At 47.0% G+C, this 18,130-nt stretch carries 10 protein-coding genes and 1 pseudogene; 6 read left to right on the top strand and 5 right to left on the bottom strand.

What is annotated here, in order from left to right:
- Nucleotides 1–252: 252 nt before the first annotated feature.
- The 3 genes from OXH18_RS05185 to OXH18_RS05175 all read left to right on the top strand — a co-directional run bounded on the left by OXH18_RS05185 (nucleotide 253) and on the right by OXH18_RS05175 (nucleotide 10,842).
- Nucleotides 253–8,265 carry a type I polyketide synthase gene (locus OXH18_RS05185; protein WP_268611342.1) on the top strand — a complete coding sequence of 2,671 codons (8,013 nt, stop codon included), beginning with the start codon at nucleotides 253–255 and terminating at the stop codon, nucleotides 8,263–8,265.
- Nucleotides 8,266–8,482: 217 nt separating this feature from the next.
- Nucleotides 8,483–9,313, top strand: a complete 831-nt coding sequence (locus OXH18_RS05180) for a hypothetical protein (RefSeq protein ID WP_268611341.1) — start codon at nucleotides 8,483–8,485, stop codon at nucleotides 9,311–9,313.
- A gap of 134 nt (nucleotides 9,314–9,447) precedes the next feature.
- Nucleotides 9,448–10,842 (top strand): alkaline phosphatase family protein, encoded by a 1,395-nt coding sequence (locus OXH18_RS05175; RefSeq protein ID WP_268611340.1) that lies wholly within the window; start codon nucleotides 9,448–9,450, stop codon nucleotides 10,840–10,842.
- 61 nt (nucleotides 10,843–10,903) lie between these two features.
- On the opposite strand, the gene OXH18_RS05170 is transcribed toward OXH18_RS05175, so the two are convergent.
- Nucleotides 10,904–11,683: an ABC transporter permease gene (locus OXH18_RS05170; protein ID WP_268611339.1), complete on the bottom strand. Its 780-nt coding sequence runs from the start codon at nucleotides 11,681–11,683 to the stop codon at nucleotides 10,904–10,906.
- On the bottom strand, nucleotides 11,680–12,615 hold the full coding sequence (locus OXH18_RS05165; protein ID WP_268611338.1) for an ABC transporter ATP-binding protein: 936 nt from the start codon (nucleotides 12,613–12,615) through the stop codon (nucleotides 11,680–11,682). The genes OXH18_RS05170 and OXH18_RS05165 overlap by 4 nt, the downstream gene beginning before the upstream one ends.
- Nucleotides 12,616–13,098: 483 nt before the next feature.
- On the opposite strand from OXH18_RS05165, the gene OXH18_RS05160 reads away from it, so the two are divergent.
- The 3 genes from OXH18_RS05160 (at nucleotide 13,099) to OXH18_RS05150 (ending at nucleotide 14,949) form a co-directional block, all read left to right on the top strand.
- Nucleotides 13,099–13,227 (top strand): hypothetical protein, encoded by a 129-nt coding sequence (locus tag OXH18_RS05160; protein ID WP_268611337.1) that lies wholly within the window; start codon nucleotides 13,099–13,101, stop codon nucleotides 13,225–13,227.
- A gap of 226 nt (nucleotides 13,228–13,453) precedes the next feature.
- Nucleotides 13,454–13,726: a hypothetical protein gene (locus OXH18_RS05155; protein WP_268611336.1), complete on the top strand. Its 273-nt coding sequence runs from the start codon at nucleotides 13,454–13,456 to the stop codon at nucleotides 13,724–13,726.
- 314 nt (nucleotides 13,727–14,040) lie between these two features.
- Nucleotides 14,041–14,949, top strand: a complete 909-nt coding sequence (locus OXH18_RS05150) for a pentapeptide repeat-containing protein (protein WP_268611335.1) — start codon at nucleotides 14,041–14,043, stop codon at nucleotides 14,947–14,949.
- Nucleotides 14,950–14,977: 28 nt separating this feature from the next.
- Here OXH18_RS05150 and OXH18_RS05145 read toward each other — a convergent pair.
- From OXH18_RS05145 to OXH18_RS05135, 3 genes and pseudogenes are all read right to left on the bottom strand, one after another.
- Nucleotides 14,978–15,459: pseudogene (locus OXH18_RS05145) on the bottom strand (transposase).
- A gap of 267 nt (nucleotides 15,460–15,726) precedes the next feature.
- Nucleotides 15,727–15,990: a hypothetical protein gene (locus OXH18_RS05140; protein ID WP_268611333.1), complete on the bottom strand. Its 264-nt coding sequence runs from the start codon at nucleotides 15,988–15,990 to the stop codon at nucleotides 15,727–15,729.
- A 231-nt stretch (nucleotides 15,991–16,221) separates the two neighbouring features.
- On the bottom strand, nucleotides 16,222–18,129 hold the full coding sequence (locus OXH18_RS05135; protein ID WP_268611332.1) for a hybrid sensor histidine kinase/response regulator: 1,908 nt from the start codon (nucleotides 18,127–18,129) through the stop codon (nucleotides 16,222–16,224).
- Between the last annotated feature and the right edge of the window lies 1 nt (nucleotide 18,130).

The raw sequence follows: 18,130 nt of genomic DNA, 5'->3' as shown, positions 1-18,130 counted from the left end.
TCGCTATAACGTTATCGAGTTAGATTTGGCTAGATCACCTCCCCATCGGACGATTTCTGCACAGACAAGTTATACCTAAGCAGGATTCTGCACTATTTGTTGAATAACACGCTTGATGGATTGGTGAAGCTACAGACAAGCAGGATGACGAGAAACTCCTCACAGCTTTAAAGATTTATAAGATCTGAATTATGTTCAGGATTTGTGGTGAGAATTGATTTTTGATTATTGTCAATTCAACCACTGATCCCCATGCCCCTAGAACCGATCGCCATTACTGGAATTGGATGCCGTTATCCGGGCGCAGAGTCGCCTCATGCGTTCTGGCAACTGTTGCGAGATGGCATCGACGCGATTGAAGAAGTGCCTCCGTCGCGCTGGGAAGTCGATCGGTTTTATGATTCCGATCGATCGCAGCCCAACAAAACCAATACGCGCTGGGGCGGTTTCTTGCCGCAGATCGATCGATTTGATCCACAGTTTTTTGGCATTGCTCCCCGTGAAGCCTACAGTATGGACCCACAGCAGCGATTGTTGTTGGAAGTAGCGTGGGAAGCCTTGGAAGATGCAGGACAGATTCCTGAGCAGTTACGCGGCTCTCAGACAGGGGTGTTCATCGGTATTGGGACGCACGATTATTCAATTATGCTGTGGCAAGATCCGGTCAATGATCCCTATGCCACAACGGGAACGGGCAACTGTATTGCGGCCAATCGCATTTCCTATGTGTTCGATTTTAAAGGGCCGAGTTTAGCGATCGATACGGCTTGTTCGTCATCACTGGTAGCGGTGCATTTGGCCTGTCAAAGTTTGTGGTGTGGTGAATCAACGCTGGCTTTGGCAGGTGGTGTGAATGTGTTGCTGCTGCCTACCGTGACGATCGGTTTTAGCAAGGGCGGTTTTATGTCATCTGCGGGGCGCTGCAAAAGCTTTGATGCCAGTGCCGATGGCTATGTGCGCAGTGAAGGCGCAGGGGTTGTTGTTCTAAAACCCGTGTCGCAAGCTTTGCGGGATGGCGATCCAATTTATGCCGTTATTCGCGGCAGTGCGGTGAACCAAGACGGCTTCAGTAATGGCATGGCCGCTCCTAACCCAATCGCCCAAGTCGCCGTGTTGCGCGAAGCCTACCGCAAAGCTGGAGTGTCGCCCGGACAAGTGCAGTATGTGGAAGCCCACGGAACTGGAACTAAACTGGGTGATCCGATTGAACTTAAAGCGTTAGGAGCCGTGCTGTCTGACGGACGTGCACCCAATTGCCCGTGTGCGATCGGCTCGGTGAAAACAAACATTGGTCATACAGAAACCGCCGCAGGGGTAGCTGGCTTGATTAAAGTAGCATTATCGCTGAAACAGGGTCAAATTCCGCCCAGCTTACACTTTAATACTCCCAATCCACAGGTCGATTTTGCAACCTTGCCGTTGCGCGTACAGACGAAACTTGCGCCCTGGACCCCTCAATCTAAGCCAGCTTTAGCAGGAGTAAATTCCTTTGGCTTTGGTGGCACGAATGCGCACGTGGTCGTGGAGGCTGCGCCAGTTAGGCAAAGAAAAAGGGAACAGGGGACAGGAAACAGGCATCGGGGTTGGCATCTGTTAACGCTTTCTGCAAAGAATGAGGCGGCGTTGAGAGAGATGGCGCAGCGCTATGTTCAGTTTCTGCAAGCCCATCCAGAAACAACGATCGATGATCTGTGTTTTACGGCAAATACAAAGCGATCGAGATTTCAGCATCGGCTGGCGGTGGTGACGGAATCGGTGGAGCAGTTACAGCAGCAGTTGAGTGCGTTTGCAACTGGTGTTGAAGCAGCCAGTGTCTTTCATCATGTGACAACGGACGGAGCACCACGACTGGTGTTTTTATTCACAGGACAAGGTTCACAGTATGTAGACATGGGGCGGCAATTATATGAGACAGAACCTGTATTTCGCCAAGCGCTCGATCGCTGTGATGCCATTTTGCAATCGGAACTCGATCGATCGTTGCTATCTGTGCTTTACCCAGATCTCAATCTTGTAAACAAAAAACCCAAAAAGAAAGAAAAGAAACAGAACAGCAAAAAGAATCATTTTATTACTGATTCAGCGACTACTTTAAATCAAACAATTTACACGCAGCCAGCCCTTTTCGCGATTGAGTATGCTTTGGTGGAATTGTGGCGATCGTGGGGGATTATACCAGCGGCTGTTATGGGGCACAGTGTTGGGGAATACGTCGCGGCATGTGTGGCAGGAGTCTTCAGCTTGAAGGATGGATTGAAACTAATTGCGGCACGCGGGCGCTTGATGCAAGCATTACCTCAAAATGGGGCAATGCTATCGGTTCTAGCGGATGAAACCACGGTTCGATCACATCTTGTCAATCATTCTACTGTGTCGATCGCAGCCTTGAATGGATTGCATAGCACAGTCATTTCAGGACATCAAGAGGCAATTACGGCGATTGAACACACGCTTCAAACTCAAGGTATCAAAACCACTCGTCTGAATGTCTCCCATGCTTTCCACTCTCCGTTGATGGAACCGATATTAGCTGAGTTTGCCAAAGTAGCAGCTAAGGTGAAGTATGATGTGCCTAAGTTGCCAATAGTATCGAATGTTACAGGGCAATTCATTACTGGCGACGTTGCAACACCTGACTACTGGTGTCAGCACATTCGTCAGCCTGTGCAATTTAGTCGCGGTATGAATACCCTACATCAACAGAACTATCAAGTATTTCTGGAGATTGGTGCTAGTCCAACGCTTTTAGGATTGGCGCGGGGCTGTTTACCACAGCCTGAGAAAATTTGGCTACCGAGTCTTCGTCCTGGGCAATCCGATGAACAAACGCTATTGCAAAGTTTAGGAATTCTATATGGAAATGGTGCTCCAATTGATTGGACTCAATTGACGAATAATACTAATACCACTCAACAGATTCTACCTATTCCAACTTATCCATTTCAACGCCAGCGTTACTGGTGGGACGAAGCGATATTACCGGGAATGCGAAATCGATCGCAATCAAATAATGAACTAACATCATTTCATCCATTGTTGGGAGAGCGGTTGCTATTAGCTGGAAGCTCAGAGTTGCGTTTTCAGGTTCAAGTCAGTGCCCAACATCCCACGTATTTGCGCGATCATTGCGTGCTAGGGCAACCCGTCTTTCCAGCCGCCGCTTACGTCGAGATGGCATTAGCCGCAGGCCAGCAGGTGATGAAGACGGAACAATTGACAATCGAACGATTAACGATCGAACAACCCTTGTTGCTGCATTCATCGACATTCACAACTATACAAATTTTGCTTGCTCCAGAGGGCACAAGATATTTATTTAAGATTTTCAGTTTTGACGCTGATTTGAATCAAGCTGACACGGCAACTTGTCATGCAACTGGAACGATCGCAACTCATGAAAAACCATCAAAATCGGCAATGCATTTCGCGGAACTTAGAACAAGCTTTTCTAATTCTGCGGTCGATCGAGATAGTTACTATCAACAATTACGAAATCAAGGATTACACTACGGTGAGAAATTTCAAGGAATCATTCAACTTTGGCATAAAGCTGGACAAGCATTCAGCCAAATTCAGTTGCCAGATACCCGAACGGATACCGATTGTTACTACCTTCACCCAACTGTACTAGATGCCTGTTTTCAAACGATTGCTGCTATCTTACCCCCCCTCGATCGCGGCACCTATTTACCTACTAGTATCGATCGATTACAGGTGTATCGCCCTGCCGGAAAAAGTGCGTGGAGTCATGTGACGCTTGAACCCGCTACAAATGGCTCTTATGCTGGATCTTTGAAAGCGAATTTACAGCTATTCAATGAATTAGGCGCGATCGTCGCTGAAATTGAAGGACTAACCTTGCAATTCGTGGCATTTGCTTCGCTGCACCAGTTAGTTAGTTCCAATCCATTGTGGCCCAGTGTTACTACTGAGCAATGGTTCTATCAAATAGAGTGGCAACCGCGACCGCTGCCTGATCAACAAACCAATCAGAATCGTGATGGTTTTCGCACGCCTCAACACTGGCTGATTTTTGCTGATCGGCAAGGCGTTGGTACAACACTGGCTGATCAGCTACAAGCACAGGGCGATCGATGTGTGCTAGTGTTTGCGAAATCCTCTGCTTCAGCCTCGCTACCACAGCGCGTGGCTCAGTCGTTGACAATTGATCCGATCGTAATTGATCCAACTAAGGCGATTGAATTCCAGCAGTTGTTTACCAATTTGTCTAATTTATCTGCAACCACAGCAGATGCTTACGGCGTGATTCACCTATGGAGTTTAGATTCAGAATCTTGTGAGACCAGTCATGAGGATGGGCTGTTGGCGCTGCAAACGGCTCAAGAATTGGGTTGTGGCAGTATTCTTCATTTGATTCAAGCCTGGGGACAGACAAAATCTGTACGATTGTCTCGATTGTGGCTAATCACACAGGAAACTCAAAGCGTGACGGCCGAGCCATTGATGGTAACTACCCCGCGGCAATCAATTCAGCAAGCTAGTATCTGGGGCTTAGGACGAGTGATTCAACTAGAGCATCCAGAGTTGAATTGTGTTTGTGTTGATATAGATGCATCTTACAATCAACATCCAGGTTCATCTCTGGTCGCTCTGATTTTACAAGAAATCTATCATAATTATTCAAAAAAAGTAATCTCGACAAATCAAATTGCTTATCGTAACCGCGTTCGCTATGTTGCTCAGTTGGTTCCATTTGATCGCAATTATCCCCCTGGAAACGCTCTTCAAATTCCTGATGCACCTGCATTTCGCTTAGGAACATCTAATGATGGCGTGCTCGACAACCTAGCTCTTATTTCTACCGATCGCCGATCGCCCCAACCTGGTGAAATCGAAATTCAAATCAGTGCAGCGGGTGTGAATTTTCGTGATGTGCTGAATGCGTTGGGAATGCTGAAGCCACACTTGGAACAGGTGGGTGTTGTCAATGCCAATGAAATTCCGTTTGGGGGCGAATGTGCTGGACGAGTTGTAGCGGTGGGAGCAGGCGTAACGGATTTTCAGATTGGTGATGAAATCATCGCAGCCCCCGCGATCGGCAGTTTAGGGCAGTTTGTTACGGTAGACGCCCGATTTGTAGCACGGAAACCCCGCGCACTAAGTCCGGTGGCCGCAGCCACGATTCCTACCACATTTCTCACGGCCTACTATGGGCTATGTCGGTTGGCAAAATTGCAACGGGGCGATCGGGTACTGATTCATGCAGCGGCCGGCGGCGTGGGACAAGCAGCAGTACAGCTAGCCAAATCGGTGGGCGCAGAGATTTACGCCACCGCCAGCCCTAGTAAATGGGAGTTTTTGCGATCGATTGGTATCACCCACCTATTCAATTCTCGTGATTTGGAGTTTGCCGATCAGATTTTGCGTCTTACCCAAGGACGTGGCGTGGATGTGGTGCTAAATAGCCTCAACGGGGATTTTATTGCCCAAAGTTTGGCTATTCTTGCCCCCAAGGGGCGCTTTGTCGAAATTGGCAAGATTGGTATCTGGAGCACCGAGCAGGTACGACAAGCACGATCGGACGTTGCCTATTTTCCGTTCGATTTACTGGAGGTGGCGCGTCAAACTCCCGCAATGATCGCTGATCTGCTGCAAGCCTTGATGCCGTTGTTTGATCAGGGCAGCTTGCATCCGTTACCCCATACGGTGTTTCCAATCGAATCGGCTCCTGCGGCTTTTCGCTATATGGCACAAGCGAAGCACATTGGCAAAGTGGTGCTGACGGTGCCCCCACCTGCATCTGCGTGGATTGTCCAATCTGAGAGTAGTTATCTGATCACAGGAGGATTAGGAGCGCTGGGATTGCAGGTAGCGCAATGGTTGGTACGGCAGGGCGCAACGCACTTAATTTTAGCTAGCCGTCGATCGCCCTCAGCCTCAGCCATGCAAACGATTCAGCAATTAGAGCAGTCTGGAGCTAATATTGTGATTGCTCAAGCTGATATATCGCAACGGGAAGAAGTCGATCGTTTGTTAAGCTCCACTGTGCCAATTCGGGGCATTATTCACGCGGCAGGCGTGCTGGATGATGGAGTTTTGCAGCAGCTATCGTGGCAGCGGTTCCAGCAAGTCTTGGCTCCTAAGGTGACGGGCACATGGAATCTGCATCAAGCTTCGCAAAATCTGCCGTTGGACTTCTTTGTTTGCTTTTCCTCGATCGCGTCGCTGCTTGGCTCACCCGGACAGGGTAGCTATGCGGCTGCGAATGCATTCATGGATGCGCTCATGCACCATCGCCGTCAGATCGGGCTACCCGGTCTGAGCATTAACTGGGGACCTTGGGCTAAGAGCGGTATGGCAGCCGAGTTGACTGATCGCTATCAGTCCCGACTATCGTCGCAAGGACTGAAGCAAATTGACCCACAACAAGGATTGCAGGTGCTAGAAACGCTACTGAGACAACGTCATACTCAAGTTGGTGTTTTGCCTGTGGACTGGGCAATATTTCTAGAGGCGAATCCAATGGCATCATCTACTTTTCTGTCAGCTTTGGCATCAACCACACGGATTGCCTCAACCGCCTCAACGACACAACCGCGATCGGAATTGTTGCAACAGCTTGAGAGGATGGGACCGAGCGATCGATTGCTGCTACTACAAGATCATCTGCGGATGCAATTGTCCAAAGTACTTGGATTTAGCTCCCCTGACTTGATTGATCCACAGGAGAATTTTGCTGATTTGGGCATGGATTCTCTTATGGCAGTGGAATTTAATAATCGGTTGCAAACTAGTTTGAACTATACCATTCCCCAGACTCTGACGTTCGATTATCCCACAGTAGAATTATTGGCGAACCATTTGCTGAAAACTATCCTGGAAATCCCTATTACCATTGCAGGATCAAACTTGTCTCCATCTAGTTCATCGACAGATATATACAAAATCAACCGATTAAACCAAGATCAGTCTAATCAATCCAAACATATTGAATCCAAAAGTGATCGATCAGCCAACTCCACTCAGTCCGCTCTGCCTCTACTACTTCATTCAGCCCAGTTATCGTATATCCCTGAAGGATATTATCAGTTTGATAAATCTATAGAATATCAAAATCTTCAAAAAGATTTAGATCGGCTAAAAGAACTGGGCAATCCTTTCTTTGTTGTGCAACAAGGAACAGCTAGAGATACAACTTGTGTCAATGATCAAACCTTAATTAACTACTCTAGCTACAACTATTTAGGCATGTCAGGAGATCCGATCGTAATTCAAGCAGTGAAAGCTGCAATCGATCGCTATGGTACGTCGGTTTCCGCAAGTCGTGTTGTGTCGGGAGAACGCCCCATTCACCGAGAACTAGAACAAGAAATTGCTAGCTTCCTAGGAACTGAAGATTGCATTGCTTATGTTGGCGGGCATTCCACTAACGTCACCACGATTGGACACTTATTGGGTGAACGAGATTTGATTCTTTGTGATGCCCTCAGCCACAACAGCATTCGCGAGGGTTGTGCCTTGTCTGGGGCGGCTGTAATGAATTTTCCTCACAATGATTGGCAATCGTTAGAACAAATTTTGTCCCAGCATCGTCACCATTATGAGAAAACTTTAATCGCTATTGAGGGCCTTTATAGTACCGATGGTGATATTGCACCATTACCAGAAATTGTCAGTCTAAAGCACCACTACAAAAGCTTATTGCTGGTAGATGAAGCCCATTCCATTGGAGTCTTGGGAAACCGGGGTCGAGGCGTCGCTGAACACTTTCAAATGGATTCAACGCAGGTAGATTTGTGGATGGGAACTCTGAGCAAATCATTCGCTAGCTGCGGTGGCTACATTGCCGCCAGCCAAGCGATCGTCACCTATCTGAAATATACCGCACCAGGATTTGTCTTCAGCGTGGGCATGTCTCCAGCTAACGCAGCGGCGGCCCTTGCTTCCATTCGCTTATTGAAGCAAGAACCCGAACGAGTAAAACAATTACACGATCGAGCCAATTTGTTTTTAACCTTAGCAAAACAACACAACCTTAACACAGGGGCTAGCCACAATTCGCCGATTATTCCTGTGATTGTCGGTGAACCACACAAAGCCGTGCAGTTATCCCATCGCCTACAGGCACAAGGTATTCATGTTCAGCCAATGGTATATCCATCGGTTCCTTACCATGCGGCCCGGTTACGCTTCTTTGTTTCTTGTCTGCACAGTGAAGAGCAAATTCATGAAACAATCGATCGAGTAGCCGATGCCATTCACTGGGTGGAGAGAATAGGGAATACTTCGGAGCAGCACATTTAGCGTTTCTGCCACTTTAGGCAGAAATTATTTAGAGTCTCCCTCTAGGAAGACGGCACAAAGCAGAACATTCCTTAACCTAGACTTAATGAAACAAAGCAGTAGCTCAGAGCATAGATGCAGGTTAGTGAACAGTGAACTAGTTTGAACAGACGTGCAGCATTGGTTCACTTGTCTGTTTCGTTCTCTAACCTGCAATGCTGAATAGGAGGGTAATTCCATGGTTGAATCACATAACACACGCAAATTTAATCGCACTAAGCTCGGTTTGGGTAGTGGCTTGGTCTTAATGGCTGCGATCGTAGCTGCCTGTGGACAGCCGCAAACCCAGACTCAGACTGCTCCTCAAACCGAGCCACAAACTGAAGCTCAAACAGAACCACAAGCTCCTGTTACTTCGGAAGATGTATCGCAAAATCCAGAAGAGTTGTTAGGCCAAACAGTGACCATTCGTGGTGACATTAACGAGCGTCTCACCACAAATGTTGTGGAACTGGAAAGTGAAGGGTTCTTCAACGGAGAGGAAATTTTGGTTGTGCTACCAGAAGGTTTTGCATTGCCAGCCGAAGATGATGTTGTTGACAGTATTCAAGTAACTGGAGAAGTCCGTCAGTTCACAGCTGACGAAGCACAACAACTTAATCTCACTATTCCCGAAACTGACTATGCCGATTATGAAGGCAGACCCTTAATTGTGGCTGAGACAGCGGCCCTGTCCCCCAGTCCTAATGAATTGAGCGACAACCCAGATGCTTTCTACAATCAAACGATCGCTCTTGAAGGAGGTATTGAGGAACTGGGTCCTAATACTTATCGACTGACAGGTGACGGATTAGGCGGGGGTGAGATTTTGGTGCTAAGCCAGCAACCGCTACAAGAAAATCCTGATGAGCTAGATAGGGTGGTCGTAACAGGCGAACCTAGCCCCTTTGATGCAGCGGCGCTTCAGCAGCAGTTTGGTTGGGACGCTGAATTGCAACAGCAGCTTGAGCAAGATTATGCTGATAGACCTGTTATCGTAGCGAATGAAATCTATCCGCTAGAGAAGTAAATCTCGCTAGGTAGAAGTAATTAAAGTTCAATTCCGGGAGTCAGTTGTCAGAAGCATTTCTGATTTCTGGCTCCCCAAGCTTATGCAAAGATGAACGCTAGAATTAGACAAACATTGCTGAGGACGCTTGCACCATGTCATCTGCCTCTCCAAAACTTATCATCATTGGATTAGACTGCATGGAACCGTCGCTGGTTTTCGATCGCTGGCGATCGGACTTGCCGAATCTGTCCCGATTGATGACACACGGCAGCTATGGTCATCTAGAGAGCAGTATTCCAGCCATTACCGTTCCAGCTTGGAGTTGCATGATGAGTGGACGCGATCCTGGTGAATTGGGTATTTACGGCTTCCGGAACCGCAGCAATCGCAGCTATAGCAGTATGTCGATTTCGGACGGACGCGCTGTAAAAGTTCCGCGCTTATGGGACATTCTGGGTGAACAGGGTTGGAAGGTTGTTACCCTCAGTGTTCCAGGTACATCCCCTCCATATGCAGTGAATGGTTTACTGGTCTCCTGTTTTCTTACGCGCGGGCAAGATGCGCCCTTTACTCATCCCCCTGAATTGGCTAATCAAATCAAGGAATGGATGCCAGAGTTTATGTTGGATGTGCCTGATTTTCGATCGAACGACAAGGCTCAGATTCTCAGCAACATCTATAAATTGTGTGACCAGCGATTTACGCTGGCTGAAAAGCTGATTGAGCAAGAAGCTCCCGACTTTCTGATGCTGGTTGATATGGGTGTCGATCGCATTCATCATTCGTTCTGGAAATCGATGGACGCTAGCCATCCACAACACGAACCAAATTCGCCCTACGCTAACGCCATTCATGACTATTACTGCTATGTGGATCAGCGGGTGGGTGAACTACTAAACCGATGCAGCCCTGATACGGCTGTGTTAGTGGTTTCCGATCACGGAGCACGACCGTTGCTGGGCGGAGTCTGTTTGAACGAATGGCTGATTCAACAAGGCTATCTGGTGCTAAAATCGATGCCGACTGAACCAACTTCGCTGGATGAGCTTGAGGTGGACTGGAGCCAAACTCGCGCTTGGGGGGCGGGTGGCTATTATGGGCGCATTTTTCTCAATGTTAAAGGCCGAGAACCGCAGGGCATTATTCCCTTAGCAGACTACGAAACAGAACGATCGCGCTTAGCAGAGCAACTAGCAACGATTCCCGATCCAGAAGGACAGATCCTTGGGACAAAAGCGTTTAAGCCGCAGCAAATCTATCAGAAAGTGCGCGGTATTGCTCCCGATCTGTTGGTATATTTCGCAGATTTAGCCTGGCGTTCGATCGGGACAGTTGGGCATTCAGCTTTGCATACCACCGATAACGATACAGGTCCGGATGATGCCAACCATGCTCAGTATGGTCTCATGATTTTCTATGATCCTAATCAGCCTAAACAAGGACAAGCGATCGAGAATGCACAACTCTATGATATTTTGCCGTCCCTACTGGCTCGATACGGTATCGCTGCTCCTGCCGGATTGCGTGGTAAAGTTCTCAACTGGTAAGTTTAAGTAGAACAAAAGTATGGGGCTTAATATCCGCAAATGACCATCCTGATGTAACAAATCACTTGATTAACAAAGGATAGATTTTGCGAACCGCCAAGGTAACAAAAACAATCATCAAACTCACAAGCCACAGAACTTGGAGCCACCACCACGCTGATAAGCCTAAATTCCAACGCAGAAGATCAATGAGAGAAGATAATGGCAATACAGTAGCGATATGGTTCAAGATAGGAGGAAGCGTATCGCGAGGAAAGTAGGTGCCGCAAAGGGTAAACATGGGAATAATCAACAAAAAGATAGGAATGTTGATTTGATCAATTTGGCGAACCGAGCCAGCCGTCAGCAGCCCCATTGCTCCAAATACCATGCTTCCCAGCAGCATAATTGGTAAAGATAGGAACAAATTCCAGCCAGAATATAAGCCCCAAATGACCGCAATTAATCCAGTAAGTATTCCGGCAATCATGCCCTTGGTTGTTGCCCAGAGCCAATCGCCTACAAACACATCTGTGAAGCTTAAGGGAGCCGTCAGTAAGGCTTGCCAGGTTTTCTGAAAATTTAAGCGAATAAAGCTAGCGTAAGCTCCTTCAAAAAACGACTGAAACAAAATTCCGATCGCCATCATGGCGGGTGCAATAAACTGAAGATAAGGCACAGCTTGATTCCCATAGATTACGTCTCCTACCAGTGGAGTCAGTCCATAGCCAAAAGCCACTAGGTAGACGATCGGTTCTGAGAGGGGAGGAAGACAGTTGACTAACCAGGTACGTTGATACACTTTGGCATGGCGATGCCAAACCGAGTAAACGCCCCAAACAGTGAAGGATGGTGATTTCATTGCAGTACTTTTCCTGTGAGATGAAGGAATACGTCTTCTAAGTTAGCTAGGCGACGGGTCAAGCGGTGCGGTTGCAGGGAACTGAGTTGTTCCCACAAATGAGTAGACTCGCTCGGCAGAGCAACGAGATACCCACTGCCAAACGGTCGATACCAAGTTCCAGCTTGTTTGACAACCGCGTGTAACTGAGCCTGATCAACCCCTTCAAGTTCTACCACTTCCCGACCTACTGTGCGGGCAATTAGCTCAGTTGGAGTACCTTGGTCAATTACCTGTCCTTGTTGCAGCAACAATAGCCGATCGCACAGGCGTTGAGCCTCGTCCATGTAGTGCGTTGTCAACAGCACGCTACAGCCTTGCTGTTTGAGATAACTCACCAACTTCCAAAACTCCTGACGCGCATCGGGATCAAGCCCGGTGGTTGGTTCATCCAAAAATACGACCTGTGGTTGATTAATCAGTGCTCGAGCTAAGACTAAACGCCGCTTCATACCACCTGATAACTCATCGATCGATTGACGGGCATACTCTTGTAAATCTACAGTTGCTAACAGTTCACCAGCTCGTTCGCGAGCCGCTTTACCGACAATGTGATAGTGATGGGCAAAGTGAATCAAGTTCTCAATCACTGAGAAATCTGGATCGAGGTTATCTTCCTGTGTCACAATTCCCATTTTTGCTCGCGCTGAGCGACCATTGCTCTGCACCTGAGTTGATCCAAGCTTGACAAACCCACGGCTGGGAGCCACCGCTCCATATAGCATTCCCACCGTTGTAGTTTTACCGGCTCCATTGGGTCCCAAAAGACCTACAATTTCTCCTGGATTTAGCGTAAAGCTAACCCCTTGTACAACGGGTCGATCGCCGTACAATTTCCACAGATCATAGGCGACAAGAGCCTCCACTTCGGTTGGTACATGGGTTGTGTGCATAGTGTTATAACCATCACAATACGAGTGTCAATTGCAGACTACTACCAGTAGAGTACAGTGCTACCGAGCGCATGTAATCCTACTATTAGACAATAGTGATCTTACACTATACTACATTATACTACAAAGAGAGTGGCGAACTTGGCATCATAGAAAGGTAGCGTTTAGGAGAAAAGCCAATGCCGACTTGGAGAGCCTGGTTAGTGGTTTTCTTATCTCTGATAGGAATTTGGGTGCTGACCAATTGGCTGGTATAGGGTGATCAATAGTTCGCGGAAGTTCTTGGATAGTTCTTTGATGTAGACGTTGAACTCGTGACGATCGAGGTTTGTCTAGCTAGGGTGGGCACTGCCCACCTTTACGCGCCCGATTGTTGGGTAGAGTTGCAAAATCTAACGAAAGAAAGAACCCAATCCGATCAATCAATGGTTAGCTTAGAACTATTGCAGTAATTGAGCTGTCTAGTTATCTGTCTGACGCATTATGAAATCTCGACCTTTGATTCCTTATCAACGAGGCGCAAAACCCCCCAAAAATCTTTCGCCAATCGGCACTGTCAAAGCTACTATCTCTAATCCCTCAGTCCATCCTAGCTTGGGACAGCAGAACTAAACACCTTCAACTAATATCTAGATTCTGAATCGGAGGTAGAAAACTCTATTCTTAGCACAGCACAGCAACATGAGAGCCAAGATGTTCAATAAGTAGAACTTGTTTAAGTAGAGTCTGGCACTCATTTAAGTTGCTTTTAAGAATAGAGTTTTTCCATGGTTTAACAATTTTTTAGTTGCCTAAGCTAAAGCAGCTTGACGTTTTGAAGTAGTCATTGGAGGTATCAATGAATCATGAAGTCAGAGATGAGAACACAAAGCGATCTTCTGAACAAGCAGATATGGTCGAGGAACATGACGCAGAGCATGGCGCGACTCAAGAAATGAACATAGAGGCAAAAATAGTAGATGTAAGGGAACTGGTCTATGGCGGTGGTTCCGATCGTGATCCCCAAGAGTTGCTGACGAACCCAGCCGTTGCGCCACAGATGCTTGACGATCGTCGGGATGTGCGCTCAGATCTAATGCGAGATAGCGAGAACCCGTCAACCGATGTATAGCTGCTAAATCAACCTTCCATCAATTTAGCTAAACGTGTCTCATTTTATGCGGGTGATACTTGAGATTGGGAGGTGGCGATCGCAGCGGGGCAATTAGTTAAGGTTTGCAGATTCTACGAACAGCGGCAGGTTCAGCCTGTCAAGGTATAGAATCATTCTCTACTTTTTCTCTACAGGCAGCTAGGGCATTTTGAAATTCTTCCGATAAGGTAAAGGAGCTTTCTCTTTACCTTGCCCCGATCGCCATTCTGTTCATGTACACTCGTATCTAATGAGTTTCAATCCTTTCTCGATGAGAGATAGGAATCGTAGAGATGGTTGCAGAACATTTGGCGCTGTTAAAATGGGGGACTGCCGCTTGGAGTGACTGGCGAGTCAAACATCCTGAGCTTGAGCCAGATTTAAGCGAGGCGGACCTACGCGGGTTCGATCTCCAGGGGGGTGACTTCAGCTACACAGATCTGAAACGTGCTTATCTTCTGGAAGCGAATCTACGGAATGCAACCCTGCGTCATGCTAAGCTCAGCAAAGCCAATCTCTATGAAGCCGACCTGACCCACGCTGACCTTACCGAAGCCGAATTGATAGATGCCCATTTAATTGGAGCAAACTTAACGGGAGCCGATCTACGCGGTGCCAGTTTACGCGGTGCCGATCTGCGTGAAGCCCAACTGATGGATGCTGACCTTAGCCTGGCCGATTTGATTGGTACAGATTTGCGGGGCGCAAACTTGAACCGAGCCGACCTGAGCGACGCTAATTTGACCCGCACTGAGTTCGATCGAGCCTTGCTGATTGCCGTCAACGTCAGTGGAGCTACCCTCAGCCGTGCGAACTTGCGGCGATCGGAACTCATGGAAGCCAATTTATCTAAGGCCAGCTTCTACAAAACAATTCTGATAGACGCGCAATTAGTAGGAGCAAATGCCTTTGCTGCCAATTTCATCGAAGCCAATTTAATAGGAGCCGATCTAAGTTGGATCAACCTCAGCCGTGCCAACTTGGTGGGGGCAAACTTGCAGGGAGCCAAACTCCGTGGAGCCAACCTGTCCAGGGCTGACCTGCGCAACGCCAACCTCACCGAGGCCGATCTGCAAGGAGCCAATCTACATCGGACGAACTTGGCTGGAGCCAGGCTCAGTCGGGCTAATCTATTCAATACTAATCTTACGACTACGAATCTGCGAGATACTATGATGCCGGACGGTATCTTGCATCCTTGAAGTAAGTGTCACGACGTTTTTCTATGAGCTATGCTGCTTTGTTGTAGGTGAAGTTTTTCAACTCCAGGGATGCTTTCGCTCGGACTAAGCCAGTCGAACGGAGTAACTTGCCCCCCATCTGCATCCTTCATCGCCCAAACACATGCTCGACTTTGGCACGAGTTTTGGATTTGTCTCGATTCGACTTTTGACAACGACTGTAGCATCGGAAACTTCATCGGCTAAGCTAAACCCCATGAACTGCATGAAGGATAGACAGTCACTTACCTGGGACTCTAGTTCTTCGTCGCTAATGTTATACAACTGTTGCAGTACCAGTAACTTAAACATCACAACTGCGTCAATTGCTTTACGACCCGCATTGCTCTTAGGGGGTTTGTCATGGCTTTTCTCTAAGGTTGGGCGAAAGGACTGCCAAGGAACAATTTCATTGAGCCTCACCAGTAAATCTTTTTTCTGATTCAGTTTCTCTTGACGGTCTTCCCAGTCCCAAAATCCAGGTTGACTCATTGAAAGTTCCCCCTGTTCCAACCATGACCATGATCTCACAGTAGTCTCAATTCAAGACGCTCCTTAACAAATTTTTCGAGGTGCCCATCATTTGCCAAGCCTCTCCAGGGTCTGTTCTAACCCTATGGCTACAATAGAATACAAGCTAGATTCAGCACAGACAGGCAGTTCTCAGTCTTCTAATGATGTTCTCTGATCCAGCCTTGTGCAGGCAGAACTGGAAAGTTGATAGGCTAAACGCCGCTGCCGTTGCATCCCATAAGTCAGCTACCAAAAAAAGGTCGCCAGTTGGTTCGTCGGCTGTACCCATTCTGGATAAAACCAGGAATAGGCATCCTCTCGTCCTAATTCGGCGATAACGAGTTTAACAAATTGAATGATGTAGCGGGTGAAAACCGCAATCAAGGCAACAATGACCAGATTCGGCAGGTATTCCACAAATGCGGCAATAGTCTGAACTGCCAGACTGAAAATCAGCCAAGGCTGCAACCGCTGATAAAGCCGATGAGATTGCTGAAGAAGGGCTTGCATCTCCTGATTCCTGGCGCTGTTTTAAAGCAAAACAACAAGCGCTGCAAAGCGACTATCCTGACCAAGACCTACCAAATCCGGCTGAAGGCTTGAAGTCTTTGAGTCACTATGGTGACAATCTAGTGGAAAAAAATATGAAATTAATAGGAAGGGTTGCTTTCATCAGAAATATATAGAGGCGAAGTCGGCAAGGCTCGATCGAATCACTTGTTGAAAATCAGAACTATCGCACTAGCAAGACGCCTCAGTTTGTAGGACATTGGTGACAAGTTTCACTAATTCTTCAGCCGTGTAAGGTTTGGGTAGAAACGTTTGAACGCCCAACTGAGCGGCGATCGCAATTTGATCACTAGATGTTAATCCACTGGCTGCAATGATCTTAACGTGAGGGTTGATCTTTTGAAGTGTACGAATAGTGGTAGCACCATCCATCGCGGGCATCATCATATCTACTAACACGAGATGAATTTCAGACTTATGAGCAATGTAGTGAGCAACGGCTTGAATTCCATCTTCAGCGATGAGAACGCGATAATCATATGCTTCTAGGGCCAATTGGCAAACTTCGCGAATAGCGAATTCATCGTCTACTACTAAAATAAGTTCCCCATGCCCACTAGGAATGCGTTGATCAAGTACTTCTACGGGTTCCATGACATTCATAGCAGGTAGAAATAGTTTAAACTGAGTGCCCTTACCGACAGAACTTGCGACAGTGACAAACCCACCATGACTTTTAATAATGCCGATGGCTGTTGAAAGTCCTAAGCCAGTTCCTTTACCAATCTCTTTCGTAGTAAAGAATGGTTCAAAAATACGATCAATAATTTCAGGTGAAATGCCAATTCCCTGATCTGAGACAGTCACAAGGATGTATGCACCCACTTTTGCTTCCAGATTCATGCGAGCGTATGCTTCATTAATGAAGAAGTTCTCAGCGGTAATTTTCAATATCCCGCCCTCAGGCATTGCATCGCGGGCATTGACACAAAGATTCATTAGAACCTGGTGTAACTGGGTGCTATTTCCAGTAACCGTCCAAAGATCTTTAGAAACTTCTGTTTGGATTGTGATGAATTTAGGAAAAGTTTGTTCAACAACCTGCTGAACTTCTCGAATAATGTGTTTAATTTGCAGAACAGTATGTTTACCTTCAACTCCACGGGCAAATGATAAAACTTGCTGCACTAGAAGTGCGCCTCGTTTAGTATTCGTTTCGATCGTCTTCAACATTCGTTGGCTGCGATCATCTAGGTTTTTGAGTCGCATTTGCAAAAGCTGAGCATTCGCAAGAATGGGTGTCAGAATATTGTTGAGATCGTGAGCAATACCACTGGCTAAGGTTCCAATGCTTTCCATCCGTTGAGCACGCAGAAATTGAGCTTCTAACTGCTTTTTCTCAGTCACATCAGTACTGACGACAAGAATTGATTTGGGTTGGTTGCGTTCATCTCGCATGAGCGTCCATCGACTGATCACAACGATCGCCTTACCATCACGAGTGACATGATTAAGTTCTCCATACCATTCGCCTTGTTGCATTAACTGGGTTTGAGCTTTTTGGAATTGAGATGAAGCGGATTGGTATAGCAATTGACTCACATTTTTCCCTAACGCTTCACCTGCTTTCCAGCCATAAAGTCTTTCTGCCCCTTTGTTCCAGAATAGAATTTTGTTATCTAAATCTCTGACTAAAATGGCATCTGTTGCAATGTCCAACAATGCTGCTTGCTCACTAATTTTTTGTTCTGTCCGTTTGCGCTCAATGGCATAGCGAATGGATCGAACCAACAGATCACTACTAACTTGCCCTTTCACAAGATAATCTTGTGCTCCTTCTTGAACGGCTCGAAGCGCAAGCGTTTCATCGTTTAAACCTGTAATGACGACGATCGGCACTTCTGGCACACATTGATACAATTTGACAAATGTATCGAGAGTTTGGCTATCTGGTAAGGTCAAGTCTAATAGAATCACATCAAAAGCACGCTCACTCAGGTGCTGCAACCCGTGACTGAGACGATCGGCGATTTCTAACTCAAATTTCACCGAGGTGACTTCATACAACAACTCTTGCAACAAACGAATATCACCTGGATTATCTTCAATCAGAAGAATTGTGATGCATTGTTCCTCCATT

Origin of the sequence: Thermocoleostomius sinensis A174 (assembly GCF_026802175.1) — a bacterium.
Classification (GTDB): domain Bacteria; phylum Cyanobacteriota; class Cyanobacteriia; order Elainellales; family Elainellaceae; genus Thermocoleostomius; species Thermocoleostomius sinensis.
This window is presented reverse-complemented; position numbering and strand designations above follow the sequence as displayed.

What these genes read in the sequence shown, in the direction of transcription:
- OXH18_RS05185 (WP_268611342.1), top strand. Translation starts at nt 253, where the DNA reads ATGCCCCTAGAACCGATCGCCATTACTGGAATTGGATGCCGTTATCCG.
- OXH18_RS05180 (WP_268611341.1), top strand. Translation starts at nt 8,483, where the DNA reads ATGGTTGAATCACATAACACACGCAAATTTAATCGCACTAAGCTCGGT.
- OXH18_RS05175 (WP_268611340.1), top strand. Translation starts at nt 9,448, where the DNA reads ATGTCATCTGCCTCTCCAAAACTTATCATCATTGGATTAGACTGCATG.
- OXH18_RS05170 (WP_268611339.1), bottom strand. Translation starts at nt 11,683, where the DNA reads ATGAAATCACCATCCTTCACTGTTTGGGGCGTTTACTCGGTTTGGCAT.
- OXH18_RS05165 (WP_268611338.1), bottom strand. Translation starts at nt 12,615, where the DNA reads ATGCACACAACCCATGTACCAACCGAAGTGGAGGCTCTTGTCGCCTAT.
- OXH18_RS05160 (WP_268611337.1), top strand. Translation starts at nt 13,099, where the DNA reads ATGAAATCTCGACCTTTGATTCCTTATCAACGAGGCGCAAAACCCCCC.
- OXH18_RS05155 (WP_268611336.1), top strand. Translation starts at nt 13,454, where the DNA reads ATGAATCATGAAGTCAGAGATGAGAACACAAAGCGATCTTCTGAACAA.
- OXH18_RS05150 (WP_268611335.1), top strand. Translation starts at nt 14,041, where the DNA reads ATGGTTGCAGAACATTTGGCGCTGTTAAAATGGGGGACTGCCGCTTGG.
- OXH18_RS05140 (WP_268611333.1), bottom strand. Translation starts at nt 15,990, where the DNA reads ATGCAAGCCCTTCTTCAGCAATCTCATCGGCTTTATCAGCGGTTGCAG.
- OXH18_RS05135 (WP_268611332.1), bottom strand. Translation starts at nt 18,129, where the DNA reads ATGGAGGAACAATGCATCACAATTCTTCTGATTGAAGATAATCCAGGT.